The organism is Paenibacillus sepulcri, assembly GCF_042647105.1.
GTDB classification, from domain to species: domain Bacteria; phylum Bacillota; class Bacilli; order Paenibacillales; family Paenibacillaceae; genus Paenibacillus_Z; species Paenibacillus_Z sepulcri.
The window spans coordinates 6,859,400-6,885,528 of sequence record NZ_JBHRUP010000001.1 but is presented as its reverse complement, the minus strand read 5'-3'; the positions used below and the strand labels follow the sequence as shown (position 1 = coordinate 6,885,528).

At 52.3% G+C, this 26,129-nt stretch carries 28 protein-coding genes; 11 read left to right on the top strand and 17 right to left on the bottom strand.

Annotation, left to right across the window (positions count from 1 at the left end; translation table 11 throughout):
* Position 1: 1 nt before the first annotated feature.
* Positions 2 to 508: a DUF948 domain-containing protein gene (locus tag ACFOLF_RS29875; RefSeq protein ID WP_210037603.1), complete on the bottom strand. Its 507-nt coding sequence runs from the start codon at positions 506 to 508 to the stop codon at positions 2 to 4.
* Positions 509 to 828: 320 nt separating this feature from the next.
* On the opposite strand from ACFOLF_RS29875, the gene ACFOLF_RS29870 reads away from it, so the two are divergent.
* Entirely contained in the window at positions 829 to 1,083 is a 255-nt protein-coding gene (locus ACFOLF_RS29870) for a hypothetical protein (RefSeq protein WP_210037602.1), read from the top strand.
* 49 nt (positions 1,084 to 1,132) lie between these two features.
* Positions 1,133 to 1,504 carry a MerR family transcriptional regulator gene (locus tag ACFOLF_RS29865; RefSeq protein WP_210037601.1) on the top strand — a complete coding sequence of 124 codons (372 nt, stop codon included), beginning with the start codon at positions 1,133 to 1,135 and terminating at the stop codon, positions 1,502 to 1,504.
* Between the two features lie 79 nt (positions 1,505 to 1,583).
* Here the strand turns inward: ACFOLF_RS29865 and ACFOLF_RS29860 are convergent, their stop codons facing one another.
* The 3 genes from ACFOLF_RS29860 to ACFOLF_RS29850 form a co-directional block, all read right to left on the bottom strand.
* Positions 1,584 to 2,249, bottom strand: a complete 666-nt coding sequence (locus ACFOLF_RS29860; RefSeq protein ID WP_379112744.1) for a helix-turn-helix transcriptional regulator — start codon at positions 2,247 to 2,249, stop codon at positions 1,584 to 1,586.
* A 168-nt stretch (positions 2,250 to 2,417) separates the two neighbouring features.
* On the bottom strand, positions 2,418 to 2,843 hold the full coding sequence (locus ACFOLF_RS29855) for a DUF86 domain-containing protein (protein WP_210037600.1): 426 nt from the start codon (positions 2,841 to 2,843) through the stop codon (positions 2,418 to 2,420).
* An 83-nt stretch (positions 2,844 to 2,926) separates the two neighbouring features.
* Positions 2,927 to 3,214, bottom strand: coding sequence for a Dabb family protein (locus tag ACFOLF_RS29850; RefSeq protein ID WP_210037599.1), 288 nt, complete (start codon positions 3,212 to 3,214; stop codon positions 2,927 to 2,929).
* A 119-nt stretch (positions 3,215 to 3,333) separates the two neighbouring features.
* Here ACFOLF_RS29850 and ACFOLF_RS29845 point away from each other — a divergent pair, with 119 nt between their 5' ends.
* On the top strand, positions 3,334 to 3,585 hold the full coding sequence (locus tag ACFOLF_RS29845) for a hypothetical protein (protein ID WP_210037598.1): 252 nt from the start codon (positions 3,334 to 3,336) through the stop codon (positions 3,583 to 3,585).
* Positions 3,586 to 3,724: 139 nt separating this feature from the next.
* On the opposite strand, the gene ACFOLF_RS29840 is transcribed toward ACFOLF_RS29845, so the two are convergent.
* The 4 genes from ACFOLF_RS29840 to ACFOLF_RS29825 form a co-directional block, all read right to left on the bottom strand.
* Entirely contained in the window at positions 3,725 to 4,105 is a 381-nt protein-coding gene (locus ACFOLF_RS29840) for a cytochrome C oxidase subunit II (protein WP_210037597.1), read from the bottom strand.
* A 125-nt stretch (positions 4,106 to 4,230) separates the two neighbouring features.
* The gene (locus ACFOLF_RS29835; protein ID WP_379112747.1) at positions 4,231 to 4,608 is read right to left on the bottom strand and encodes a hypothetical protein; all 378 of its coding nucleotides are present in this window, start codon (positions 4,606 to 4,608) and stop codon (positions 4,231 to 4,233) included.
* Positions 4,609 to 4,824: 216 nt separating this feature from the next.
* A complete protein-coding gene (locus ACFOLF_RS29830; protein ID WP_210037595.1) occupies positions 4,825 to 5,184 on the bottom strand; it encodes a phage holin family protein in 360 nt (119 codons plus the stop codon).
* A gap of 168 nt (positions 5,185 to 5,352) precedes the next feature.
* Entirely contained in the window at positions 5,353 to 7,539 is a 2,187-nt protein-coding gene (locus ACFOLF_RS29825) for an alpha-galactosidase (protein ID WP_210037594.1), read from the bottom strand.
* A gap of 240 nt (positions 7,540 to 7,779) precedes the next feature.
* Between ACFOLF_RS29825 and ACFOLF_RS29820 the strand changes: the two genes are divergently transcribed.
* The 4 genes from ACFOLF_RS29820 to ACFOLF_RS29805 all read left to right on the top strand — a co-directional run bounded on the left by ACFOLF_RS29820 (position 7,780) and on the right by ACFOLF_RS29805 (position 11,898).
* Positions 7,780 to 9,240, top strand: a complete 1,461-nt coding sequence (locus tag ACFOLF_RS29820; protein ID WP_210037593.1) for a spore germination protein — start codon at positions 7,780 to 7,782, stop codon at positions 9,238 to 9,240.
* Positions 9,241 to 9,302: 62 nt separating this feature from the next.
* Positions 9,303 to 10,523, top strand: coding sequence for a Ger(x)C family spore germination protein (locus tag ACFOLF_RS29815; protein WP_210037592.1), 1,221 nt, complete (start codon positions 9,303 to 9,305; stop codon positions 10,521 to 10,523).
* Positions 10,524 to 10,540: 17 nt separating this feature from the next.
* Entirely contained in the window at positions 10,541 to 10,786 is a 246-nt protein-coding gene (locus ACFOLF_RS29810) for a hypothetical protein (protein WP_210037591.1), read from the top strand.
* A gap of 5 nt (positions 10,787 to 10,791) precedes the next feature.
* On the top strand, positions 10,792 to 11,898 hold the full coding sequence (locus tag ACFOLF_RS29805) for a GerAB/ArcD/ProY family transporter (RefSeq protein ID WP_210037590.1): 1,107 nt from the start codon (positions 10,792 to 10,794) through the stop codon (positions 11,896 to 11,898).
* Between the two features lie 62 nt (positions 11,899 to 11,960).
* Here the strand turns inward: ACFOLF_RS29805 and ACFOLF_RS29800 are convergent, their stop codons facing one another.
* From ACFOLF_RS29800 to ACFOLF_RS29775, 6 genes are all read right to left on the bottom strand, one after another.
* Positions 11,961 to 14,228: a poly(ethylene terephthalate) hydrolase family protein gene (locus ACFOLF_RS29800; protein ID WP_210037589.1), complete on the bottom strand. Its 2,268-nt coding sequence runs from the start codon at positions 14,226 to 14,228 to the stop codon at positions 11,961 to 11,963.
* A 255-nt stretch (positions 14,229 to 14,483) separates the two neighbouring features.
* A complete protein-coding gene (locus ACFOLF_RS29795) occupies positions 14,484 to 15,629 on the bottom strand; it encodes a metallophosphoesterase (protein WP_379112750.1) in 1,146 nt (381 codons plus the stop codon).
* 302 nt (positions 15,630 to 15,931) lie between these two features.
* Complete coding sequence (locus tag ACFOLF_RS29790) at positions 15,932 to 16,495, bottom strand: FAD-dependent oxidoreductase (protein WP_210037587.1); 564 nt, start codon at positions 16,493 to 16,495, stop codon at positions 15,932 to 15,934.
* Positions 16,496 to 16,554: 59 nt separating this feature from the next.
* Positions 16,555 to 17,712 (bottom strand): DNA sulfur modification protein DndB, encoded by a 1,158-nt coding sequence (locus tag ACFOLF_RS29785; protein ID WP_210037586.1) that lies wholly within the window; start codon positions 17,710 to 17,712, stop codon positions 16,555 to 16,557.
* Positions 17,712 to 18,848, bottom strand: coding sequence for a DNA sulfur modification protein DndB (locus ACFOLF_RS29780; protein ID WP_210037585.1), 1,137 nt, complete (start codon positions 18,846 to 18,848; stop codon positions 17,712 to 17,714). The genes ACFOLF_RS29785 and ACFOLF_RS29780 overlap by 1 nt, the downstream gene beginning before the upstream one ends.
* A gap of 344 nt (positions 18,849 to 19,192) precedes the next feature.
* A complete protein-coding gene (locus ACFOLF_RS29775; protein ID WP_379112753.1) occupies positions 19,193 to 19,945 on the bottom strand; it encodes a 3-oxoacyl-ACP reductase family protein in 753 nt (250 codons plus the stop codon).
* Between the two features lie 304 nt (positions 19,946 to 20,249).
* Here ACFOLF_RS29775 and ACFOLF_RS29770 point away from each other — a divergent pair, with 304 nt between their 5' ends.
* The gene (locus ACFOLF_RS29770) at positions 20,250 to 20,837 is read left to right on the top strand and encodes a TetR/AcrR family transcriptional regulator (RefSeq protein ID WP_210037583.1); all 588 of its coding nucleotides are present in this window, start codon (positions 20,250 to 20,252) and stop codon (positions 20,835 to 20,837) included.
* A 148-nt stretch (positions 20,838 to 20,985) separates the two neighbouring features.
* Here the strand turns inward: ACFOLF_RS29770 and ACFOLF_RS29765 are convergent, their stop codons facing one another.
* A complete protein-coding gene (locus ACFOLF_RS29765) occupies positions 20,986 to 21,369 on the bottom strand; it encodes a c-type cytochrome (RefSeq protein WP_210037582.1) in 384 nt (127 codons plus the stop codon).
* A gap of 209 nt (positions 21,370 to 21,578) precedes the next feature.
* Here ACFOLF_RS29765 and tatC point away from each other — a divergent pair, with 209 nt between their 5' ends.
* A complete protein-coding gene (gene tatC / locus ACFOLF_RS29760; RefSeq protein ID WP_210037581.1) occupies positions 21,579 to 22,316 on the top strand; it encodes a twin-arginine translocase subunit TatC in 738 nt (245 codons plus the stop codon).
* A gap of 18 nt (positions 22,317 to 22,334) precedes the next feature.
* Complete coding sequence (gene tatA, locus ACFOLF_RS29755; RefSeq protein WP_210037580.1) at positions 22,335 to 22,547, top strand: twin-arginine translocase TatA/TatE family subunit; 213 nt, start codon at positions 22,335 to 22,337, stop codon at positions 22,545 to 22,547.
* A gap of 108 nt (positions 22,548 to 22,655) precedes the next feature.
* Here the strand turns inward: tatA and ACFOLF_RS29750 are convergent, their stop codons facing one another.
* Entirely contained in the window at positions 22,656 to 24,371 is a 1,716-nt protein-coding gene (locus tag ACFOLF_RS29750) for a GMC family oxidoreductase (RefSeq protein ID WP_210037579.1), read from the bottom strand.
* 21 nt (positions 24,372 to 24,392) lie between these two features.
* Complete coding sequence (locus ACFOLF_RS29745; RefSeq protein ID WP_379112756.1) at positions 24,393 to 25,163, bottom strand: gluconate 2-dehydrogenase subunit 3 family protein; 771 nt, start codon at positions 25,161 to 25,163, stop codon at positions 24,393 to 24,395.
* 121 nt (positions 25,164 to 25,284) lie between these two features.
* Here ACFOLF_RS29745 and ACFOLF_RS29740 point away from each other — a divergent pair, with 121 nt between their 5' ends.
* A complete protein-coding gene (locus tag ACFOLF_RS29740; protein ID WP_210037577.1) occupies positions 25,285 to 25,983 on the top strand; it encodes a hypothetical protein in 699 nt (232 codons plus the stop codon).
* The last annotated feature ends 146 nt before the right edge of the window (positions 25,984 to 26,129 follow it).

Below are 26,129 nucleotides of genomic sequence, written 5' to 3'. Positions count from 1 at the left end.
TTCAATCGCTCCTTTTAGGATTGTTTTTAGTAGCGTGCCCTTCTCCATACTCCGTGCATGCAGAGGAATCTTTGTTATCTTTGCGCTTTGTCTGCCAGAACTGCCAGGCACTATAACCGACTTCAGCCAAATCCAGCGCGCCGGCAATATGCCGCTGGTATTTGCCGCCAGCATTTTCCACATACCGCTCTGTCGTTTGCGACAAAGCGCCGGACAAGCTGCTGATTGCTTTTGTCGTCTGGTCCGCCGTTTCACCGATCCGCCGTACGGATTCGAACAGTTTGGATGCTCCATCAAGCTGGTTCTGCAGCGTCCTGACTGTGTCCGAGGCTGCTCCCATGAGCTGACAGGTCTGTGCGGCAGCTTCTTGAGCATGGCGTTCCATAGCCTTCGCCGCATAAACCAGCTGATCCAGCTTGCGGTCCACAGACCTCAGCCATAGGAGCACGCCCAGCACCAGCATCACAAACGCGGCAACAAAGGCCGCAGTCAGCCAAAGGTTCAACATCCTGATCCGTCCTCCTTTGCTGCGCAATAGACTAATGCCCATTTCTAATCACAGTATAAGCAGCATGGGCTTGACTTGACACAAAGAAAGATGAGAATTCAAAAATCATAAAAAACCCATTGACCTAGAGTTCACTCTAGACGATATGATGTGTTTGCAGTCAAAATAATCAACATGCCAAGGAGGCACACTTTATTGAAAACCATATTGATAACAGGAACATCGTCGGGAATCGGAAAAGCCGCGGCCCTGCTCCGCAAAACATCCGGGTCAAATTGATCGAGCCTGGTATGGTGAAAACCGACTTTGGCGGAAGATCCATGGATTTCTTTAACGATGAGTCGCTGACGGAATATCAGGAATTTCTGAATAAGGCGGGGGCCGGTTTCGGAAAAATGGGCAATGGTATCCAATCTCCTCCGGAGTACGCTGCGGAAATCATCTATGAGGCGGCAACCGACGGTACAAATCAATTGAGATACATTGTTGGCGAGGATGCAAAAGAGGTTTTAAAGCTAAGAAAAGAATTGGACGATACGGCATTCAACGGGCACATCGCCGGAATCTTTTCCTAAACGCCCGATTAGCGCTATAATAGGCGTAAAATACAAGGTGGATTTATAAATGAGTTATACAATCGGGCAAGTTGCCGAGGAGACCGGATTATCGATCCATACCCTGCGGTATTATGAAAAGGAAGGCATTCTTCCTGCTGTCAAGCGCAGTGAGAACGGGATACGGATTTTTGAAGAAGAAGACATTGAATGGCTAAAATTTGCCTGCTGTCTTCGTGACACGGGCATGACGATTCTCGAAATGAAGGAATTTGCCAAGCTCACTCTCCAAGGAAGCGAAACCATCGAAGAACGGATGAACAGGCTTCATAAACAGAAGGCGCGGGTTAAAGCTCAAGCGGATAAGCTCATGTCCTTCATGTCGATGATCGATCATAAACTGGATTTCTATTCCAACGAACAGGAAGCCTCTGATCATTAAACAAACACGGCAGTCGCTGCCGTGTTTGTTTTGAACCGCAGTTTTTCTTGGTTCACCTGATCAAAGCAGACTTGTCGTGTCAGCCTCCGGAAATCCGGTAGCTGCATTTGCTCCCGCCTTTGGCCAGGCATTCCGTTCTTTCCACATCCGTGTCCAGCAGCTGCCTGAACAGCGCCAGCTCGCATTGGCAGGCCTGCTGGTAACGGCTTGCCACCTGGGCAATCGGACAATTATATTCATGCAGCACGAAGCCTTCCTGATCCTGCTCCAGCTGTACCATATAACCGCCGTCATTCTGAATCGCCGCAAGCTCCGTCACCTTCTCAGGAAGGCTCTTGCCTTCCATACGCAGCGCATAACGCTCGATCAGCTTGCGCTTGCGCCCTTCGAACAAACGGTCTACCAAAGCGGCAGTATCCGGATCGTCCTCCAGCTCCTGGAGCAGATCCATCGCCAGCACATGATAATTCTTGGGAAACAGATGCTCCGCCTGCTCGGTCAATCGATAGATGTGGGAAGGTCTTCCCATTGCCTGTCTTACAATAGAAAGCTTAATAAGTCCGTCCCGTTCCAGTGTGCTCAAGTGGCGCCTGACGGCCATCTCTGTAATTTGAAGGTGCTTCGCCAGATCACCGGCCTTCATCTGCCCCTTCGTCTTCAGCAGCAGGAGGACGGTTTGGCGCGTCGATCCCTCATGCCGGGCAGGCAGCTCCTGCTGTGCAAAATATTCGCCATCCTGTTCCACCTTAACCACCACCTTGCGCGCCGCACGGTTCTTGCTGCAATTTCCGTACGTTAGATAGCGTCATTGTATCGTACTTTTAACCTTTCGTAAATCGCGGGACCTATATCGGTCAATAAAAAAGGCACCGGCAAGGTCCATGCTCCCTGCCGATGCCGTGAATTCCTGTATTTATGCGCCCAATTCCTTCGCCAGATAGGTTTGTACAGCGGATTGAAATTGCTGCAGGATACCCGGAAGGATAAGCGACAGCGGATGCAGCCGAGCTCTGTCCCACTCGTAATAATCCTGCACCAACGGCTTGCGCAGCCGAACCAGCTCCAGCAGAGTCCCATGGATATCCTCCGGGAATACGCCCTCGCCCGCAATAATATCGATGATATCCTCATAGCTGCTGGCATCGCGCATAATGAATCCATCAATCAGACAGCTCCCAATATCGGTAACTGTCTCAATGGCCAAATGCAGCGCCCGCTCCTGCGCAAGCCCGCCGAGCAGTCCGCCATCCCAGCCCTCGGCAATCATGCCGAGCGCATCCACAAGCTGCGGAATGACGTCCAGTCTGGCCGATATCTGTTCCTGATTCACATAGTACATGCTATCATGCCCCTGCCCTGTTTTGCATTTGTTGTTGCCGAATAGTTATTTCCATCCCGGGCTGCAAGCTCCATACGGATGACTTAGCTCTCGTAGTCGACGCTCACCGATGATTCCCTGACTTCGCTTATATGCTCGATGACTTTTTTATGTACGGGATGCACCTGATACGCCGCGAGCGCTTCCATGGAATCCACTTTTGTAACCAGGGCAATGTCATAGGAGCGCTCGGAATGCAGCACATCGGTGCCGACTTCAATGGACCGAAGCTCATCGATTTTGCCCTCCATATCTTTGAGCACCTTTACCGTGCGGGCAATGCTTTCCGGCGAACGGTCCTTCAATTTGAAAAATACAATATGCGTAATCATGACAAAACCTCTCCTTTTTTATTACGGGTTATGTACCGCATGATGAAACCCCTTTTGTCACATAATAACCTAAGCTGCCGTCCATCGGCAATTCTTTTGCAAAAAGGGGCTGATTATCTGTGCGTTATCCGGTTACGACCGTAGCAACCTTGATTGGCATTGGTTTATGCCTTTATAACTATACGGGATATGATCCCCATAACATGGTGTTCTTCATGTTTAGCGTCCCGGGCTGGTTCGCTGACATGTTCATGGACATTCATCAGCTGAATGTGATTCTCATGTATATCCTGACCATTATCAGCTGGGCCTTGATCGGTCTGTTCTGCGATTGGATGATCGCACGGGACAGACGCCGGAGCCAAACCTGAACAAACGTGAATTTCAAGAAGACTGGCATTATTGTCGGCGGCAAGGCAAGTTATTCCCCTCGAAAGATAAGCAAGGTATGGGAATCACAATTGCTTATCTTTTCAAAAAAAAGGAGCCCTCTAGGCTCCTTTTTTCCGTTTATCCCACGATAATAACGGATTTCATATCTGCATGTCCTACGCCGCACATGACGGAGCAGTGCAATTCATAAGTGCCGGGTTTGTCAAACGTAACTTCTTGCTCCAATTTATCACCCTGCAGGTCAATATTCAGCTCGGGAATCGCCAATCCGTGCACCCCGCTTTTGTTGACAAGCTTCAGGATCACTTTATCGCCTGTTTTCACATGGTATTCTTTCTGGTCATAAACGAAATCACTGGATGCTTCCACCTTCAAGAGCGATGTGCCAGGCGGCAGAGAAGCCGCTTCATCTACAGGTTTGTCCGGAAGCTGGGTTGTCAGCAAAAAAACGCCTAAAAGTGAGGCTGCTGCGAAAATGATAAACATAATCCACTTCATTGCTCCTTGCTCCCCTTCGTCATCAGAATGTCTACTCCCTATATTACCTAAGATCGTCCGTTATTCTCAACCTTAAACTGCACAAAGGGATAAAATTTTTTTGTTTTTTGACAAAACGATGAACGTTATTTGACCATGTACGTCTTTAAAAGCCGCTCCGTCTCGGCACGGATAAAAGTCCAGCGGAGCGAAAATTCATGATGATAACCCTGGCAGATATATTTGGTCGTAATTCCGCCGTCTCCCCGCTTCTCCTCATAGATGTGAATCCCGCTTTCGCGAAATTGCCGGCGCAGAGCCGCCAGCTCCAGCATGACACGATCCTGCAGCCCGCGCAGCATCGACTCGTACACTCTGGGCAGCTTCGTCGCCGCGGAGCCGACGACGCGAATATCATGATCGAGAATAAGCATCAGAATGCCAAGCAGAATATAACGTTTGACTAATTCAAGCTCCTTGCCGATTTGAACGGGCGGCTGCGAGCTCATATCGATGGCCATCATGGACCCCTCCATATCTCAATCCCATTAAACAAGAACATTTGTTCCCATTATAGCTCAGGAGCCCCGCTTATGCAAGGAGGAGATAACAACGTAAGAAGAACCGGCTATCGCCTTCCTCTTGCAGCGACATATAGAGGCGTGAAACTTATCCATTCTATTAGGTCAAAAAAAGCCAGCCCTATAAGGCTGGCCATGAGAAGGATTAGTTATACGGTTTTAATCTTTTTTGTTCTTCAGCACCTGGATGAGATCGCGCAAACGCTCCGGCATCGGCACACCGATTCTGCCCAGGTTCTCGGTGATGGATATCAGCTCATTGGCCAGGTAGAAGTAAATGGCGCCGCCCATTGCGATATTATCAAGCTCAAGCAGAATATCAATGCGGTGAGCAAGCAGAATGACCAGCAGCATGATGCCTTTCCTGGCGAGACCCCAGGACCCCACCAGACTGCTCAGTCCCTTCTTCTCCATCAACGCCGCGGTAACACCCGTCAAATAATCAACACCCATGGCCACGAGCAGCAAGGAAAGCGACTCCGGCCATATGCCATAAGCAAACATCAGGGTAGAACCCATAACCGCACATGCTGAACATATAAAGAGCTGCTGCAAAGATTACCACTCCCCCACAATGATGTCATGTCACTAACACCATATGCGGGAGCGGTTAAGGTTGTCCGTTGCAATGACCCTGGACAAACACATATTTACTAGAATCCAAAACGTATGACCGACTTTGCCGCGTTATACCGCTCTGAAGCGGTAGACGACGCTGGCATAATCATGCTTTGCCTGCGGTTTGACAATACCGGCATGCATCAGCTCATCGCCGCCGATAAACTCACCCTTCCCGATCCATTCATAAGTGCGGTCCGGATCAAGCCCCTTCAGCCGCAGCCGGTCCAGGCGGGCATTGGGTTCATTGAGCTCTGTGACATGGACAGCCAGTGCTTCGGATTGATCTTCGGACACAAACATCCATGCCGTCTCATTGCCCTCGAAAGGACTGAGCAGCCTGTAAAACAAACCGAATTGAGTCAGCTCGCGGATCTCCTTGACCAGGGCAATCTGCCCTTTCACTTCGGTCTTCTCGGCATCGTCAAACAGCGTCAAATCAAGCTCGTAGCCGAAATTCCCGGACATCGCCACATCTCCCCGGGTTTTCAGCGGCGTATTGCGTCCCACTTGATGGTTGGGCACAGCCGACACATGGGCTCCCATCGAGCTGACAGGATAGACGATGCTGGTGCCGTACTGAATCTTCAAACGGCTGATGGCATCCGAATTATCGCTTGTCCATGTTTGCGGCATGTAATAAAGCATTCCCGGATCGAAGCGTCCTCCCCCGCCGGAGCAGCTCTCAAACAGAATATCGGGGAAAGCCGTAGTGATTCTTTCGAGAACGCTGTAGAGACCCAGCATATATCGGTGTGCGGTCTCGCGCTGGCGGTCCGCCGGAAGCAGTGCCGATCCGATTTCTGTCATATTGCGGTTCATGTCCCATTTTACATAGGTGATCGGAGCGCTTTGCAAAATATCGCTCACGGACTGAACGATGTAATCCTGCACATCCTGTCTGGAGAGGTCCAGAATAAGCTGGCTTCTTGCTTCCGAGCGGCGTCTGCCCGCGACATGAAGACACCAGTCCGGATGGGCGCGGTACAGATCGGAATCCGGCGAGACCATCTCCGGCTCGAACCAGAGGCCGAACTGCAGGCCCTGGCTGCGCACCCGCTCTGCCAGATCGGCAAGTCCGGCAGGCAGCTTCTTCTTATCGACCACCCAGTCGCCGAGCGAGCTATTGTCGCTGTCGCGGCGTCCGAACCAGCCATCGTCCAGCACCAGGAGCTCGATGCCAAGCTCGCTTCCCGCTTTGGCGATGGCTTCAATCTTATCGGCATTGAAGTTAAAGTAAGTGGCTTCCCAGTTGTTGACCAGAATCGGCCGGGCCGCGTCGCGGTATGCCCCGCGGCACAGCTTCGTGCGGTAGAGCTCATGATAGGTACGGGACATGGCTCCCAGACCTTCCGCAGAGAAGACCATAACCGCTTCCGGCGTCTGAAACGCTTCTCCAGGCTCAAGCAGCCAGGAGAAATCAAAAGGATTAATTCCCAAATAGGCACGGGCGGTATGGAACTGGTCCACCTCCACCCCGCCGACAAAGCTTCCGCTATAGACCAGACTGAAGCCGTACACCTCGCCCTGATCCTCGACGGCATCCTTGGAGAGGAGCGCAAAGAACGGATTGTGCATATGGCTGCTGGAGCCGCGGCGGCTCTCGACTGATTGCGTGCCCGGCACTAAAGCGCGGCGGTGAATATAGCGCTCACGCGTCCAGGCGCCTGACAGCTGCAGCATATCATAGCGGTCATGCGGCAGGTCAACGCTGGCACTGAGCGCACGCTGCAGGCTGATCGCTTCAGAGCTGATATTCATAATCCTTGAAGAACGGATGATGGCGTCGAATTTCTCAAATACCGTATAGGACAGCTCCACCTTCAAGCCCGCCAGCTCATCGGCCAGCTCGACAATCAAGGTTTGCGCTTCCTGATCGTTCTCCGCATACACGGCAGGCAGATTCTCAAGCTTCGGTTTGCCCGCTTCTATCCGGTGGGTCACATAATGAAGCTCCGTCGCGCTTGCACCGCTGGACAGCAGCACCTCATAGGCCGGCGTACGCGTATCGCTCGTGCCGTAGCCCGGATATTCATGGGGAAGCGTGTCCAGTGAAATCGTACGGTCTTCCCGGATCGGATTGGAGCTGAAGGATGCCCGCTCCACGCGCTCCAGCAGCCGCCCGGGATGGGCTTGTTTTATTTTGCGTCCCCAGTAAAGCTGGGTCGGATAACCTTTTAATGCTTGAAAAATATAACTCATGGATGGAGTCTGCAAATGGAAAAGCTGGTGTTCTTCATCGAAACGAATCGTCATGGTTGCCCCGTCCTCCTATTTTTAACACCTGTTGCCTGGCCGCACGATATAAGTATAGGCGCGCGCTTTATGGCTGAGTATGGACGCATTTAGCCGCGATATGGATGAATGTAGGTTAATAGCATATCCACCTTGGGCGATTATCCTTACCGCGGCTGCAGGTTTGCCCCGGGAATGAATAAGGAATGGTCTTCCATGGGAATCGTAAGGAAAAGCGAATGCAGGGGAGGGTCTATTGTAATGCCGGTTTCCATTTCTGCCCGAATTGAAAATAACCTGGCTTATATACAAAATGTATTCAAGGATTGCAATGACTTGATGATAGCCCCCTGGAAGTATGGCCCTCACATGGAGTATCGTGCTGTATCCATTTATTTCAACACACTGACTTCCGAGAAAGTCATGAATTATTTCAAGCAGACGCTGCAGGATCTCGTCCCTCATACGGTAGGTCCCGGCACGGAAGTTACGCTGGAAATGATTGAACAATATTTCAGCGAGCATGTCGCTTCTTCTGAATCCGCGCTCATTATCAAGGACTTCGCGCAGGTGGAATCACTGCTGCTCAGCGGCTGTGCGATGGTGTTCATCGACGGCTGGAACAAGGTGATCAGCTACCGCACCCCCGATTTGGACAGACGGCAGGTGACAGAACCGGTTACGGAACCGGTGGTGCAGGGTCCAAGGGAGTCAACCGTTGAGAATCTCAGGAAAAACATCGGGATGATCCGCTTGCGCATCCGGAATCCCAAAGTTAAATTCAACTATCTTCCCACCGGAGGCCAGGCGCACACCGTCATTGCTTACGGTTATATGGAAGACGCCGTTGATCCGAATGTGCTCAAGGAATTCAAAAAAAGGCTTGCCCAGCTCCCGAATGGCGACGTATTGGAAACCTCATACGTTGAAGAGCTTCTGGAGGATCACACATGGACGCCCTTCCCTCAATTCCGTTATACAGAACGGACGGATGTAGCGGCAGCGGCGCTTTTGAGCGGGAAAATCATTGTCCTTACGGAAGGCACGGGCAGCATTCTGGTCTGTCCCGGATTGTTCTTTGAGCTGTTTCAATCCAGCGAGGACTATTACCAGCGGACGGCCATCGCGAATTCCATCAGGCTACTGCGTCTGTTTTCCTTTCTCATTGCCTTGGGACTTCCGAGCGTATACATCGCAATTTCGACTTTTCACACAGAGCTCATCCCTACCGTACTGCTGCTGGCTATTATCGATTCACGCGAAGGAATCCCGTTCCCGGCTTTCGCCGAAGCGATTATTATGATGTTTATATTCGAGCTGCTGCGCGAGGCGGGCATCCGTCTGCCAAGGCCGGTCGGCTCTGCTGTCAGTATTGTCGGAGCGCTCGTCGTCGGCGAAGCGGCTATCAACGCAGGTATCGCCTCCCCGATTATGGTCGTGGTTACGGCGCTTACCGGGATCGCTTCGTTCTCGCTGCCGCAGTACAATTTCGCCATTTCACTCCGCCTGCTGCAGCTCCCGCTGATGCTGCTTGCCGCCATACTCGGAGGGTTCGGACTTATGATTGGCTTCCTGCTGGTATGGAACCATCTGATCCGGTTGAAATCGCTTGGCATCCCATATATGACTCCGCTGGCGCCATGGATACCGGGACAGATGCGCGATGTTATTTACCGCCAACCGCTAAAAACCTTGATGAAGCATACGAAGCCGCCAACGTAAGGAAAGCTCTCCTTTCCTGCAATAACGGGCCGACCTCCTGCGGCTTCACGGACAAGAAAGGGGTGAGTGCGCTGCTGTCGCAAAAAACGGTCTCTTATACGCTGAAGCTGATTGGAATGATGGCAGCGGCCATCCTGTTCGTTACAGCCCTGTCCGGCTGCGGAGACCGCTCGGAGCTTCCCGAACGGGCATTCGTGATGGGAGTCGGCATTGACGAATCTGAAGCCGGGAAGCTGCTGCTGACTTTTCAAATTTATAAGCCCTCGCAAAGCATCGCGACCAAAGGCAATGTCGGGCTGCCGTATATTAATGTGAGAACAACCGATGACTCCGTTATGGAAGCCATCCGGGATGTAACCAATCACCTGGGGAGAAAAGCGCAGTTCAGCCATATGCGGGTCATTCTGATCAGCGATACGCTGGTCCGCAAAATCCCCGTAGCCAAGCTGCTGGAAATGTTCTACAGGGATCATGAATCCCGTCTGACATGCTCCGTCATAGTCACCCGCGGACCGACCTTTAATTATTTCTCCAAGCGTCCCTTGATCGAGAATACGGTCAGCCAGCAGTATTACTTGAGCGAAGAGCAGGCCAGCCAAAACAGCGGCAAATCCGTGGAATCCAATCTGCTTAAATTAGCTCTCCAGGTCAGAAGCGCAACGGGCAATGCCACACTTCCCTTTCTGGAGACAAGTACGGATGAAACCGGCAAGGACCCCCGCATTACGGGCATTGCTGTTCTCAGAAAAGGACTGATGGTCGGCCAGTTGAAGGGCTACTATAGCGAAGGGCTTCTCATGCTTACCAATAAATACAAAAGCGGCAGTATCGAGCTGCCTTGTCCGGACAAGTCCGCCGGTAAATCTTCAGGGATTGACGAATCGGTGGAGGTAGTCAGCTATAAAGTACAGAAGACCGTCAAGCTCAAAGGCGATCAAATCCATGTAAACCTTCATGCGGATGCGAAAGTAGCGGCGATCGAGCTCTCATGCTCCACCATATCCAATGATGCTGAAGAAACCGCCTTCGAGAAGCGGATTGCGGATCAGATCAAACAGCAGATGGAGAACACTTTGAATCATATCGTAGCGATGAAGGTGGATTTGCTTGGAATCGGCAATCAAATCAACCGGCATCATCCGGCTTTATGGAAGAAGTGGAAGCCTGATTGGCCAAACAGATTTGCCGGTGTAACGTTCACAATTGATACGCATACCCTCATGGTTACACATGGAACAACAACAGGCAAACCGCTGCTAGAAGACGAGCCGCAGCAAGAATAACAGGCAGGTGAGCCATTATGGTAACGGTTATTGTAGTGATTTGGATCGCCATCATGGCAGGGTACGACTTGCGTGCAGGACGGCGGGAGGGCCCGAGGCCGGTCCGGATAAAGTTCATTTACGGCCTGCTCCTGCTGGTTATTGCTTACCACACGATTGTCATTCAAGGAAATCTCCACTGGCTCACCTATTATGATTCGGCGAATGCGCTTTTCGGCGGGGCAGGCAATACGATAATGAAGTGGGTTAAAACGAAAGGATGAGCAGCATGCAGGTGAAAATAACGCCGTTTCAGGCGGTGATCTTTCTATTTATCTATCTCACCAGTTCAGCGATCATCAATATTCCCGCGCCGCTCATAAGCTTTGCCGGCAATTCGTCATGGATTAGCCTCTGTATCTCGGCAGCCATGGGCATGATCCTGATACTGCCTGTCTTGTGGCTGGCCCGGACGTTTCCGGAGAAAAATTTCATCGAATACAGCAAAGAGACCGTTGGAGCCCCTGTCGCCTTCCTGCTTGGCCTCGCATTTCTTTATTATCAAATTCATATGGGAGCCGCCATCGTTCTGGATATTGCGATGTTTCTAAAAAGCTCGATGATGCGGTCGACACCGTCCTACTGGTTTATATTTCTCATTTTCCTGGTTGTTGCCGTGACGGTTGACGCCGGAATCGATAAAATAACCGGGTTGTTCCCGATCCTCATCGTCAACGTCATGTTCTTCGTTTCCCTCATTGTGCTGATGTCGATTACAAATTTCGACTTTAACCACCTGCTGCCGATTTTACCTGACGGCGTCAAGCCGCTGCTGCACGGGATCTACTATTCCTTCGGTTTTCCTTTTGTCGAGGTTGTAGTCTTCTCCATGATCCTCCCTTTCGTCGCCGGCCCCAGACCGGGGTATGTACTCAAAATGCTTGCCGCTATAGGGCTTACTGCGCTATCGCTCATCGTAACAACGCTTACCACGATCCTCGTGTTCGGCCCCATTGCAGGGGAACGCAAATATTCGCTGTTCGAGGTCGCGCGCTCGGTGAGCATTCTGGATGTTTTTCAGCGGATTGAAGCCCTGATCGGTTATTCGCTCATTGTCGCTTCCTTTATGAAAACAACAATCCTGCTCTTCACAGCACATCAAACCTGCATCCATCTGCTGGGACTCAAAAAGGACAAGATGCTGGTGTTTCCCCTGGCGCTGCTGATGGCTCTCATCTCCATGACAGCCATCGAGGGCGGAGAGGCCAAATGGAACTACGAGGTGACCGTTATTCATCCGATGTGGGGCATGTTATGCGGAGCTGTGCCGCTCCTGCTCGTATTCTTCATTGCGCTGATCCGGCGCAAGAAAAAACCGGCCTCCACACTCCCGTAAGGGGGCGGTGACCGGTTATCAATTGGATGCCTATATAACTTGGCAGAGTCCCTGGATAAGAGCTAGGAAGCGAACACCGGCTTATCCACGCCGATGTCGTCCAGCATGATTTTACCTTGACTGCCCGACAGAAAGAATGTGATCTCCGACAAGCTCCCAGGATCGAACTGCGGATTCTCCGCCTGAAATTGACTGAGCTGCAATCTGTAGGTCTGGAAGACAGGCTGCATGGCATCCTTGTATTTGCCATCCTTGGCCCCATCCTCCAGCCACGAGGCGATCGTGAATATCGTCTTCGGCTGCCAGGTTACCGGAAGGAAGCGGTCAAGCGGCAAGCGGACCTGTACGCCGTTCCGGCTCTTGAGCCGGATATCGATGGAAGGTACAGAGTCGCCCGCCGACTCCTCATCAGAGAGCAGGTCCTGCTCCAGATTGGACATGGAGAATACAAGACTCGCCTCCCCATCAGCTGCAAGCTTTTTGCCGATTGACGGGTCCAGCTTCAGCGTATAAGAGCCTCCCTGCTGCTTCTTCCATTCCAGCACCGATCCTTTGGTGCCCTTGTTGTAGCCGTCGCGGTCCTTCGCCGCCGCCTCTGACCATTGCAGACCATCCACCTGGACGGTTACCCCGTTCTTATAGGTCGATTTGTCGGCATCGTCGTCGAAACGGGCCAGCTCCTTGAAGCTTCCGTCTTCGAAACGGCTCGTATATCGGCCCTCCGGCAGCCAGCTGCTGCCTGTGCGATAATCGGCAAACAGCTCCTTGTAATGCGTATTGCCGTGGAGGGCAACCTCCAGCAAAGCAGACACATACACCATGGCGATCTGCTGCTGGTCGGCGGCCGCCATCATGCCGTCCTGAGTTAACAATAAGCCGCCGGGCAGACTGTCGTCCATCGTGCCCCACTCCGTATTAAAGCGGCTGTGGTTGGCCTGGGCAATGTAAAGGGCTGCCTTGAAGCGATCCGATCCCGGGGAGAAGGCGGAGCGGATATACTGCCGTTCCCCGGTATACGTATCAACATCGCCGTCATTGGCTCCCTGAAGCGTCAAATAATAGGTATCCTTAAGTGCAGCCAGCTGCTTGTCGACGGTTTTGTCCGTTGGCGCAATGCCGATAACCGCTTGAATCCTGATGTCACCCAGCCGTTTCAGGCTTGCATCGGAAGCAAACCACCTGGAGCGGTCCGCTGCCATCGCTACGGCCTGTCCTCCCCTGGAGTGGCCGATCAGCGCAACATTCTGCAGATCAACCTTATTGTAAAAAGGGCTGCCTGCCTGATCGTTGAAAGCGGAGATCTGCTGCAGATGCTGAAGCAGAACCCAGGCCCTTACCTTCATATCCTGATTCGGGATATTGGCCCACACGGAGTAATTAAGGAAGTTCTCATCCACAGAGACGGCAATAAATCCCCGGCTGGCCAGCAATTCGCCCAAATAGGCATAACCTTCGTCGGAAAACTGCTCCATCAGATGATTGCCGTGAACTATAAGCACCAGTGGGAAAGGCCCGCTGCCCTCCGGCATCCAGACTCTTCCATTAAGAGGCAGCGCATGCTCGTCAAAGCCCCAGAAGAAGGAACGCAGCCAAGGCCAGTATTTAATATAAGACGAGGCATCGACGGATTGCGAAGTCAGGTCCACCGACCCGCCAAACTCATCGCGGTGGCGATCCTCGCCGCTGCCGTACGTAAAGCTGGTGAAGCTGAAGGGCCCGGGACTGGCGGGGTCATCCGCCTGCAGAACATCCACGGGATAAGCGTCAACAGGGACATCCCGGGCAAAAGCCGGCACGGCCGCCTGTTCCTGCCACGGCCAATAAGCGACCGCCACGCAGAGAATCCCCGCCGCCAAGAGAGATGCCAGCTTCGGCAGCGGCCTGATCCGGTAGCTGGCAAGCAGCCCGACCAGAATTCCCGCTATCACCCCGGCCGCTGTCAAGATTGCGGAGAGGATAACCGATAACAGAATGCCTTCGTCGGCAAAATACCAGATCAGATAAATCGCAATTCCTGCGACCAGCAGCGCTCCCGTATAAAAACGCGGCACAGGCAAATAACATAGCGTAAGCACAAATGCGATCAAAACCGCGCCAAGCGCCATGCCGATCGTACCAAGCAGGAAAATTGCCGACGTATCAAAAGCGGTTCCCAGCCCTGTCGGCATTCCCAGCGCCGCGATAATCAGCATGACGGAGCAGGCGATCCACGGGCCGATCAGTGAATACCGCCAAAAGCGGGTATCATAGTCAAACATGCTGTATATGCGATTAAGCAGCCATTCGATAAACATAGAGCTTCGGCGAACGGGCCGTAATTCCATCTCCATTTTTGAAATGCACTCCCTGAAAGCTTGCGCGTTATGGTGGAGCTGTCGGTTCTCTTATTCATTATAGAAGGCATCCATCCATGCAGCCAACACAATGTTGCTGCATAAGCAGAGAACTCTTGACAATTCCGGTTATTAACTAGCGGTGCAGGGTCAAGAGCTCCCCGGCAAGTGACAAGCTGCCAGCTCGCTTGTAACACTTGCCAGTACCGGAAGATGTTTGACGCAAGCGCAGCCGGATTTTTCACCGGACCTTTAGGCAAGCGGCTCGAAGGAAATGGTGATGTCCAATATTTCCGAACGGCTTCCGATCCGGATGGGGGGCCCCCAGGTTCCATAACCGGAGCTTACAATGGCATGAAGCCTGCCTTTATGCAGATAACCCCAGTCCAGCTCAAATATCCTCCGGGTAAGCAAATGATTCGGAGCCATTTGTCCCCGGTGCGTATGGCCGTGCAGCGACACGTCAATGCCGCTATCCGCGGCCTCGCCTATTGAGGAGGGCTGATGATCCAGCAGGATCAAGGGAAGAGAGTGATCCAGCTCCGCGATCAGCTCCTTGATGGGAAGGCGGCCGCTCCGGCCGGTTCTGACGCTTTGCGCCGCTTTATCCTTGCGCCCGACCAGATAGAAGCTGTCAGCGATTTTGAGCGTTTGATCGGTCAGTACGGGAATGCCCGCTTTATCCATAAGAGCAATAAACTCTTCTTTTTTGCCCCCGATATATTCATGATTGCCCAGCACGGCGTAGGTGCCGTAGCAGGATTTGAAACCCTTCATGACACTTCCCAGATCAAGCCGCCGGAAGGGCTCAACGTCATCGTCGATGACATCGCCCGGAAGCAGCACAATATCCGGCTTCAGCTGATTGATGCGCTCCACCAGCACCTTCAGATAACGTGTTCCCACAATCGTTCCGAGGTGCAGGTCGGAAGCGGCGGCAATGCGAAGCTGTTTGAGGTCGCCAGCCTGTTTGTTCACGACGACTGAATATTGCCGGACAACAGGATTCCAAGCGTTCCAGGAGCCTCGCGCAAGAATAGCAATCAGAATCACAAAATAGACCGCGCCCGCAGACAGTACCGCCGTATCCCGGGAAACGGAAGCGCTGCGCTGCGCCCAGACGGCCAGATCAGCCAGCGGCAGCAATATGACACTATATTCGAACACCGCAAACCAATAGGAGCCGATCCATTTCAAGCCCCGCGGGAGGGGACCGGGAATGACTCTCTCCAGCAGTCTGGAAATAATATAGGATAACGCGATAATCCAAAAGCATGTCCAATAGAGAGCGCCCGAATAGCTATCCGTCAGGGCAGACAGAAATACCGATCCATTCCAGCCAATATACCATTGCAATCCTACAAAAATACCAAGCACCGCAGCTATTGTGCCTATCATCCGAAAAACTCTCATACCTTCACTCCGCTTCTGCTTATCTGCGATTCAACCACATCTCTCTATTATAACCGGATTAAGAGGAAACAGCTAACTCCCCGCACGAACCGGTGCCGCGAGTAAATCAGCGCCCGGTTCTGTGCAGCGAACCGGTGGGGCAAGCAAATCAGCGCCCGGTTCTGTGCACCACGAACCGGTAGCGCGAACGAGCTTGCGCCCGGCGTCGTGCTATCCAGGCAGCAAAAAAAAAGCAGGAGAGCCGCTGTCACGCGGCCATCCTGCTTCATCTTTTCGACTGATCGCTTTTACGCCTTCAATACATCATGATCGACATAACGCTCGCCGTTCAGCTCGCTGATCACATTGATCGCAACCTTGGCGCCGTCGCCTGCCGTAATGATCGTATGCAGGCTCACACCTGCACAGGCGCCTGCCGCCCAGATGCCTTCCACATTCGTCCTGCCCGAAGCGTCAACATCGAACACAGCCTTCACTCTCGGCTCCGTTCCCGGTTTGGTCTGCAGGCCTATCGTTTCTGCCAGATCGAGCAGCAGCCCGGATGCCACAATGACCACTTTCGCCTGATAGGTTTCATTCTCGGTTGTAATTTGAAAGCCATCCTCTGATTGCTGTACATGGGTTACTTTGGCCCGAATAAGCTCGGCACCGAATTTTTGCGCCTGTTTGATGCCGACTTCAACAAGATCGACGCCTTTGATTTCCGGAACGCCGTAATGATTCTCGATCCAGGCTCTCTTCGTAATGCTTTGATCGCTGTCGATCAAAAGCGTCTTTTTCCCCGCTTTTGCTGCAAACAGCGCAGCGCTGCCGCCTGCCGGGCCAGCCCCGATAATCGCAATATCCACCATAAGTCCAAAACCTCCTCAAATTAGTAGGCTTACAAACCCCATCATACCGCTTGCATTTGCTAGTTTACAACTGCGCCTTCCAATTCCTTCAAATATTCGATGACTTGAATATGCTTGCGCATCGATTTCTCATGAACCATATTCAGCTTGCCGTTGTCCAGCTTCCCGAATCGCTCGGACAATTCCGGATTATCATGCGTCCAATCCACCTGGCTGAGCACATCCAGGCAGTCTGACCATCCCGGATTATATTTGCCGTCTTCCTTGTACAGGAAGTCATGGGCATACAGCGCCAGCGACTCCTGTACGATCCGGCTGGAGGATATATAATGAGCCATGCCAGGCTGCTCCGGCATATGAGGCAGAACTCCGTTAAAGAATTGATGAAGAATTTCCACATGAGTGGCAGGGTCCTTGCGGATTCGGCGCGCCAATTCATAGGTTGGATTCATTTTGCCCGTGTACAGCAGGGTCGCCACCGAATACAACCAGCTGAAGCAGGTGAAATTCTTGTTGTAGGCGGTCAGGTTGTTGCGGCGCTCGATACCAACCGTCTTCAGCAGCTCGTTGTTGTCGGCCACCTGCTGCAGCACCAGATTAAGCGGATCGCTGCCGTCATATGAATGCCCGAGCTCCTTGCTCACCAGCTGTACCTTGGAGTTGATATCCCCGAACAGCTGCTTCTCTTCCTCTTCCCCCAGACCTACATACAGCTGTACGGAAAGCTCGCTCTCCAGCAGATCCAGCCTTCTGGCCTCCATCTGCTCAAGCAGCCCCTCGGCCTGCTCCAGCTCTTCCTTCGCCTGCGGATCCTCCGGAGAGCGGCGGAATTTCAGCTTGAGCTTCGCGACTTCCTTCTCCCATCTGCGGTTTTCCTTGATCAGCTGCTCATTCGTGTAGCCGAGCGCCAGAATCCGGTGCTGGCCGTCCAGAATGCTGAGCTTGGAGCCATGCAGCAGTACAAGATGGTCCTCCGCTTTGGCAAGGGCGCCCACATCACGCAGGGAAAGCGTAACAGGACCAAAGAACACATGATCCAGCTCGCGCTCCTGCAGATAGTTGGCGATTTTGCGGCGCTGCATGCCGCTCAGCTTCCGCTGCACCATGGGATCGATAGCCGTATAGTTCAGCAAATCATGGATCCGCAGCGAGACTGTTGCCAGGCCGAAGCGGTCGCAATAAGGATGAATCGTCATATTTAAGCGTAAACCGTCCATTAACCGATCTCCTCCTTATCCGAAATGAGAAACAGATTTTCTTTATCGTAGAAATCCCGGATATATTGATAGGCCTTCATAATCCGGCTCCGCCTAGGCAGGCGGTCCTTCTCCTCATCCTTGTAGATCAGGCTCCAATCGATATGGGGCAGGATCTTCATGGCATGCGCGAGCGAATATTTGTTGAACTGCAGCGTCTTGAACGCTTCCTCGTTGAGGAACAGCGCAAGCGCGATCTGCACATTCTCCGACCAGCACAGCTCCTTACGGTCGGGAGCGGGCAAATAACGGAGCATGGTCTCAAAATAATAATTGGCCTGCTCCAGATGCTCGTTCAGCGACACCTCGGTGTAGTGATAGCCGTTGTTTCTGGCGGCCGATTTGAGCCGTCCCTCGAAGAGGGCAATCAATAATTCAATAACGAGCGAATAAGCGAACAAATACTCCGGTCCCTTGCCCCGTTCAGAGTATGTATCGGTCGGAAGCTGATTCATCACCGGATATTCCTGCACAAGACGAGTAGCCATGATGTGATAGAATCGCCGCTGATCGCGCAGCGATGCCAGATTCCCGCCGATCTTGCGCGGCAGCTTGTTGATATCGGAGAACAGCTGGCGTTCCTGCCTGGAATTAATATCGAGATAAATCATGACGGACATGGGGAAATCGTACAGCTTCCGCAGCTTTTCCGTAAGTTCAGCAACCCGGTCATATTCACGTCTGTCCTTGGCTCTTGCCATATTGCCCTGAAGCGTTTCCATAACACGACGGAATGCGGCCAGGCGATGCTGCCCGTCGACGACGTAGCATTTCTCTACGGATTGCAGGTCATAGGAGCTTCGGTTCGGATCGTATTTGCCAGCGCCTCTGGCGGATAGTATGATGCCTGGAAAATAAACATTTTGCCCATGATCCAGATAAAGCAGAATATAATCCACAAGCCTGGATACATTTTTGGGGATCAGCTGGCGCTGCACTTCAAGGTCGATTTCATAAATTGTAAACAGCTTGCTCATTGGCAGCGTGGTTGACAAAGTTGTTTGACCGAATGTGCGCGCCATATTTCCGGGCACTTCAACATAAGTACCAGGAATTCCAGTTGAAAACAGCTCGGATAGGGATTGTACCGGTTCCATAATTAACCTCCATATTTCGTATTACATACAGAATATAGTAGTATTGTAAACTTCGCAATGTCGTCTTTCGGATTCTTTCGTATTATAGTATATTCACGATACGCCTGTAAAAAGAAGCGTCCGAGCCCTTTTTTGCCGGATAAAACAAAGAACCGTGCTTCGTTGGAAGCAGGGTTCTTTGTCCCGGGAAGAAACAGAAAACTTTATCCCGGATTATTCTTTTGATCAACCGTGCATTTTGCAAACGATGAAGCAGCGCAGCGGCTTCCGCCGGCAATGCCGATCTCAGGCATTAATTTGCCTTTGTTTCTGAAGATCCGGCCATCTCCCGTCACCCTTTCTATTTAGATAACAACGCCGCCGTCCACATTGATTGTTGCGCCGGTTACAAAGCTGGCTTCCGGCGACGCAAGGTAGGCCACCATACTGGCAATTTCGAAGTCATGTCCGTATCGGCCCAGAGAAATCATGCCGTTTACGATCGGCGCATAAGGTCCGTCAGCCGGATTCATGTCCGTATCCGTCGGCCCTGGCTGAACAATATTTACTGTGATGCCGGCTGGGGCGAGATCGCGGGCAAGACCGCGGGTCAATCCGGCTGCGGCCGCTTTCGTCGCAGTATAAAGACTGTTGCCGGGGAAAGGGTTGCTGTCGGCGTTGATGCTCCCAATATTGATTATGCGTCCTCCTGCGCCCATTAGGGGGCCGGCGGCTTGGACAGCAACGAATATAGCCCGGAAGTTAACAGCGACCATTTTATCGAACTCTTCAATAGAGAATTGATCATAGGGCTTCAGGTTGGCCATTCCCGCATTGTTAACGAGAATATCTATTCCGCCAAAAGCTTTGACGGTTTCTGCAACTGCTCCTTGAACGGCCTCCACATCCGCGCTATCTGCCCGAACCGCCAAAGCGCGGCCGCCGGAAGCCTCAATTTCCTTTACCAGCTCATCCGCTTTATTCTGCGCGTTTACATAAGTGAAAGCCACTGCTGCTCCATCGCCTGCGAGTCGTTTCACGATTGCCGCTCCTATACTTCTGGACCCTCCTGTTATCAAAGCCGTTTTTCCTGATAAAGGTTTAGCTGATTGAGTCATATTGCCATCTCCTTTTCGTTTTGGAACGTTCGGTTCATTACTTCACCGCTAATGTATCGTAAAGGATCAACTGCTGTCAAGAGCTCATTTCCAAATTTCAAATGTTATATATTGACAAGCCGAAAATCTTGAATTTAAAGCCCGGCAGGACATTTCCCATGAATAATAGGGATCTGCCGCGCAGATACTTGACAATTCATATGCCTATTCGTTATATTTATGTCATATTTATAAACCGAACAGTTCAATATTATGACAATATATGTTTTCGGGAAAACAACAGCGGTTGAAAGGGGTAATCAGTATGGCAGGAGGACGCCCGCGTGCTTTCGACATTGATATTGCTCTGGAAAGCGCCCTAAGACTGTTCTGGCAGAAAGGCTATGAGGGCACGTCGCTGTCGGATCTTACGGAGGCTATGAATATTAACCGTTCAAGCCTTTATACAACTTTTGGCAGCAAGGAAGAGCTGTTCCGCAAAGTACTTGATCTTTATTACGAAGGTCCGCCAAGCGTCACTGGCGCTGCTCTTCACGAATCAACCGCCCGTGCCGTTGCCGAACGGCTATTGAGCGCGACAGCCGACACGGTCACTGATCCTGCCACTCCACCGGGATGCCTCACTATACAAGGCGCTCTTTCATGCGGAGAGGAAGCTGAACCTATACGACAGGAGCTCATTACACGCCGGAAGGCATCCGGGATCGCGCTGCGGCAACGTTTCGAGCAGGCCAAGGCAAGCGGGGATTTGCCCGCCCATTCCAATCCGGCCGCTCTTGCCCGGTTCATTTCTACGATCGCCGAAGGAATGTCCATTCAAGCTGCTGACGGCGCAAGCCGTGAGGAATTGCAAGAGGTGATTGATACGGCGCTGCAGGCTTGGCCATCCTGAAACCGGATTCAGCCACCGTCATTTGAAGAAAAGGAAATCAAATAAAAGCGGGACGTGAGGCTAATTAAGCCACGTCCCGCTTTTATGTTGGATATGATGTATGTTTCGCTTCCGCACGAGCCGCTTCCTTCTCGTTCGGAAGAGCCCGTTACTTGTGATTCGCCAGCCAATCCGTAAGCGCGGTAATTTCATCATCCGTCAGCGTTCCTTTGAAAGGTGGCATACCGCCGCCGCCATTTTGAATCTGGGTGGAAATCTGGTCCGCGCTCATAGTGGCGCCAATCTTCTGCAAATTCGGGCCTACGCCTCCGGACAGATCCGCCGCATGGCAGGAAATGCACTGCTGCTTGTATACGGCTTCCGCTGTCGCATCAACCGTTCCCGCATTCCCGGCCGGCGGGGCTGCCGGTGCGTTATTTGAGTTATTCGCCGGCGGCGGCGCGTTATTCGTATTGTTGTTGCCTCCGCATCCTGTTGCTGCCATAAGGATGGCAGCCATCACCAGCACCAGCGGTAATGTGGTTTTTTTCATGTGGGTGTCCTCCTGAATGTTGTCCGTAGCTTCTTTGAATGGGATAGCTTGTCTTTAAGATTGCCCGTCTTATACTTCCTCATACACGCGGATGCCTCCCTTTGGTGAAGCACGCATAATGCGGGCGTGAATGGGTAAAGTAAAAGTATCCCTGAAAATCCATTTCAGAGGGAAATCCGCTTGATACTAAAGGGAGCTGAAGAAGGAAGATGAGAAGCGACGAGGATTTGATTCGTCATTTAACCGAGCTCCGTAAACGGCTTATTCTCGTCGCGGTCTGGTTTGCGGCAGCATTCAGCGGGGGCTTGTATCTGTCGCCCGCCATATTACGGTATATCAAATCCAGGCCCGGCACCGCGGAGATCCAGTGGAATGTCTTCTCGTTCACGGACGGGCTGTTCATCTATTTGCGGTGCGCGTTGTTGTTTGCCATCTTGTTCACGCTTCCTCTATTGCTATACCAGATATGGGCCTTCGCCCGGCCGGGGCTCACTGAGAAGGAAGCCAAAGGAACCCTTTCCTATGTCCCTGTCTCCTTCCTGCTGTTTATCTGCGGAATCTCGTTCAGTTATTTTCTTGTTTTTCCCATGATGCTCCGGTTTATGGAGCAGATGAATCAAAGCATCGGAGCAGTGGAAACCTACGGTATCGACCGTTATTTTTCCTTTCTGTTCAATCTGATCCTGCCCCTTGGCATTGCTTTTGAAATGCCGCTCGTCATTTTATTCCTGACGAAGCTTGGGCTGCTGACGCCGGACAGGCTGCGGAGCACCCGGAAGTACGCCTATGTCAGCCTGGCTGTCGCCGGGTCCTGCATTTCGCCGCCGGATTTTGCCTCCCATCTGTCCGTTACGATTCCGTTATTGGTGCTGTTCGAGATCAGCGTCCTCATTTCCGTGAATTATTATCGCCGGAGAGGAACATCCGCCATACCGTCAAGCCAATAATGAAAGGAGGTTTAAGCCATGTTCAATAACATCGGCATTTCCGGGCTTGTGATTATTTTGCTGATCGCGCTCATCGTATTCGGACCGGCCAAGCTCCCGCAGCTTGGAAGAGCATTCGGAGACACACTCCGCGAATTCCGCAACTCTACGAAAGGCATTGCAGACGATGATGAGCCCGTATCCGGCGCAACGGAATCCAAGTCCAAGGACGAGCAGCTCAAGCTCCTGTAGCATAAAAAGCAAGCAGGAACCGGCTGTCGCCTAAATTCTACAAGGTCAAAAAGAACCTCCAATCCCGCTTTCGCGGACTGGAGGTTCTTTTGCTGCCGATGCCCAAGCTTACACCAGTAATCCGCCCTTGCTCCGGTAGGTGATGATTCCCTCCGCTGCGCGGTAAGCAAGCGCCCCCACCGTTCCTGTCGGGTTATAGCCGGAATTCTGGGGAAACGAGCTGGCTCCCACCACAAACAGATTGTCCATATCCCACATCTGCGAGTAGTTATTGACTGCCGATGTGTCAGGCGCGTTGCCCATAATAACGCCTCCTGTGTTGTGGGTGGACTGGTACGTGGAAATATCGTAGGGGCCAAGCTCCTTCAAGGAGTCCACGTGGTCGGCGCCCATTTCCGTTACGATCTCTTTGCATTTGGAAGCCAGATACTTGGCAAGCTCACGGTCCTGATCCTCAAAGTCAAAGGTTATCCGCAGCAGCGGGTCCCCATATGCATCCTTATACGTCGTATCCAGATCAAGAAAATGCTGCCGGAATGACATGGAGGATCCTTGTCCGCCGACTGACAGGATACGGTTCGCGTATTTGATGGTATTCGCCTTGAATTCAGGCCCCCATGTCGGAGTTCCTGATGGTGCGGGATTGTTCTGAATCGGCCTCTGCCCGGACTGGCTCAGGGAAAGCGAGCCGCCGTGAATAAATTTCAAATCCGAATGGTCGAAATTATCTCCGTTATAGTCATCGATATTGACGCCAAGAGCCCCCGCGCCGGCAAAATTATTGAACTGGTCTTTCTCGAAGAAGCCCTGCGCCGAACCCTTCGTCACTTGATAGGCATAGTTTTTGCCGATGACCCCTTTTCCCGTCTTGGGATCATAAGGCGTGCCGATATCGGACATCCGCAGAAGCCGGACATTATTGAACACATAGCTGGTCAATACGACGATGTCTGCAGGCTGCTCGATCTCCTCGCCTGTCGTAACATCCGTATACATCACCCCGGTTGCCTTATTGCCCGTATATAACACTCGTCTGACATGCGAATGGGTGCGGATTTCGAACTTCCCTGTCTTGTTGGCTACGGGGATGACCGTCACAACGGGGTCAGCCTTCGCTCCGTATTCGCAGCCGAACCGTTCGCAATAGCCGCAGTATTGGCAGGCAGCCCGGGAAATTCCGTCCGGATTGGTGTAGTTCTCGGACAGATTGGCCGAGGGCATCATGTACGGATGCAAATTCAGTTTCTTGCTGGTATCGATGAAACGCTGCATGGCAGGCGATTTCTTCATCGGCGGCGTCGGGTACGGATTGGAGCGCTTGCCGCCCAGCGGATTCGGTTCTCCGGAGATTCCAGCCGTCTTCTCGAACTTGTCATAATAAGGCTCAAGCTCGTCGTAGGTGATGCCCCAGTCCTGAATCGTCATATCGGCAGGGATTTTATTCTTGCCGTAGCGTTCGATCGTTTTGCTGCGGATTTGGAAATCGTAAGGGAGAAAGCGGTAGGTCTGACCGTTCCAGTGCACCCCTGACCCGCCAAGACCGTCGCCGATCAGGAAGGAGCCGTACTGCCGCATCGGCAGCGCGCGGAACTTCTCGCTGCTGCGGAAGGTGATGGTCTCCTTCGATAAATCCTGCATCAGGTCGTAGCGAATCCCGTAACGCAGCTCGTCATGGACCATAAAATAATCCTCCGTTTTGCGTTCGCGGCCCTTCTCCAAACCAACAACATTCAAGCCTTTCCTGGTCAGCTCGGAAGCGATTATACCGCCGGCCCAACCGACCCCGACAATGACAACATCCGTTTTCGGCAGCTTCTTAGCCATAGAATTCCTTCCTCGTTTCCGCTAATGCCCCGCCATATGCTCTTGCAGACTGCTTGGGGCGATAGCCGTAAATTCTTTTTCGATCAAATCGGTATAGCTCATTTGATTGCCCGGATAATTCCGCATCCGCCAGCCGTTCTTATCCGTATTGCCGCCGTACAGCGGATCGCTGTATGCGCCTTCCAGCGTATTGCCGCGCATCATTTTGAAAAAACCGCTCGCCGATATGGTCGTCAGCTTCACTTCATCGGACTCGAACGCTTTGAGTACCTGATCCTGCTCTTCCCCGGTCAGCCCGGCGAAGCTTTTGCTTAACTTGGTCTGGCTGTAGTTTTCCATTTCTCTGAGCCCGATTTCATACATCTCTCTTCGTTTCAGACGCCCTTGGTAACCCTGGACCATCTCCCCGGTATAAAAAGGAGGGGACATGTACTCTCTTCCGTTAAAGCCGTATTCACCGGCCAGCTGGTGGTCGATAAAGAAGGCTACGCCAAGCTCGCGCGCTCCCGGACCGTTACTGTCCGACGGAAAAATCCGTTCGGTTGCCGCATCCACAATCGCAAACTGCTCCTGGTTGAAAAACATGAGCGCGCGGTTGTAATTGACCGCCGGCGGAGCGGGCTCATTCGCGGGCGCTGCCGGTTTGGCTTTGCGCGGAATCAGACTCCCGAGCGCTCCTCCGACAACGACGCCCCCCAGGGCAAATCCGGTATTTACGAGAAAACGGCGTCTGGAAGGCTCACGAACGTCCGGATCGGACGGTTTCTTGCGATTATCTTCATCTGCTGCCAATCGCTTCACCCCTTGCATGGATTAGGGTTATTATTTTCCAATAATATGTGATTATACATTTTAGTTCCGCAGTAAATATTAACCTTAAAGAACGCAGCTCATTATAGAGAGGAACTTTCACATGAATATCAAGCCTATCCTGCTTTCCGTTCTGCTCATCGGGGCAATTGCCGTATCCGGCTGCCAAAACGGACGCAATCTCAAGACAGAGAGCGTCCAGGACGCCCAACACATCCGGGAGCAGCAAATGAGAACGCTGCGCAACCCCAATATCATTCCAAGCGCAGGCCACATGAAAGTGCAGACAACGAATGAACTGGGCAAGACAAGCTACGGAATGGGCAGCAATGTGTACAGTGTCATTGGAAGCTCGGGGCTGCACAGCGAGGGCTTGTCGCAGCATCTGGAGTCGCGTCTTAGCGGCATGGGGATCAACAACGTATCGGTCTTCGTCTTTGACGACTCTGTCGTCCTGGCAGCAGCCAAGCGGGAGCTCACCGCTTCGCAGTACGATCCGATGCAGGAGAAAGTACTGAGCGGTACAGGCGGGTTCTCGGGCAGGGGAACGGAACCGAACAGCCGGATCGGAACCTTTGGCGCCGGTGAGAAGGTATCTGCCGACAATATCGATATGGCCGAAAAGCAGATCGAAACGCTCATTGGCGGCAGCGTGCATGTGATCAAAATTGTAAATCCCGAAGCGGTCAAAACCATCAAACAGATCAGGAGCTATTCGGAAAATCCGGAAGCACACCCGAGTCAGATCGCGGACGGAATTAACAAGCTGCTGAGACTGGCCCCCCAAATGCCCCAGAAATAAGCGGAGAGCGACGAAGAATCGTCCCTTCGCTATTTTCACCGGCATGTTTAAGCGAATTGATGAATGGAAGAAAAAGAGTTCCTCTTGCTGCTGCTGACAAGAGGAACTTTTTTTGTGTCGGCGCTCCCATTCAACCAGCTGGCAGC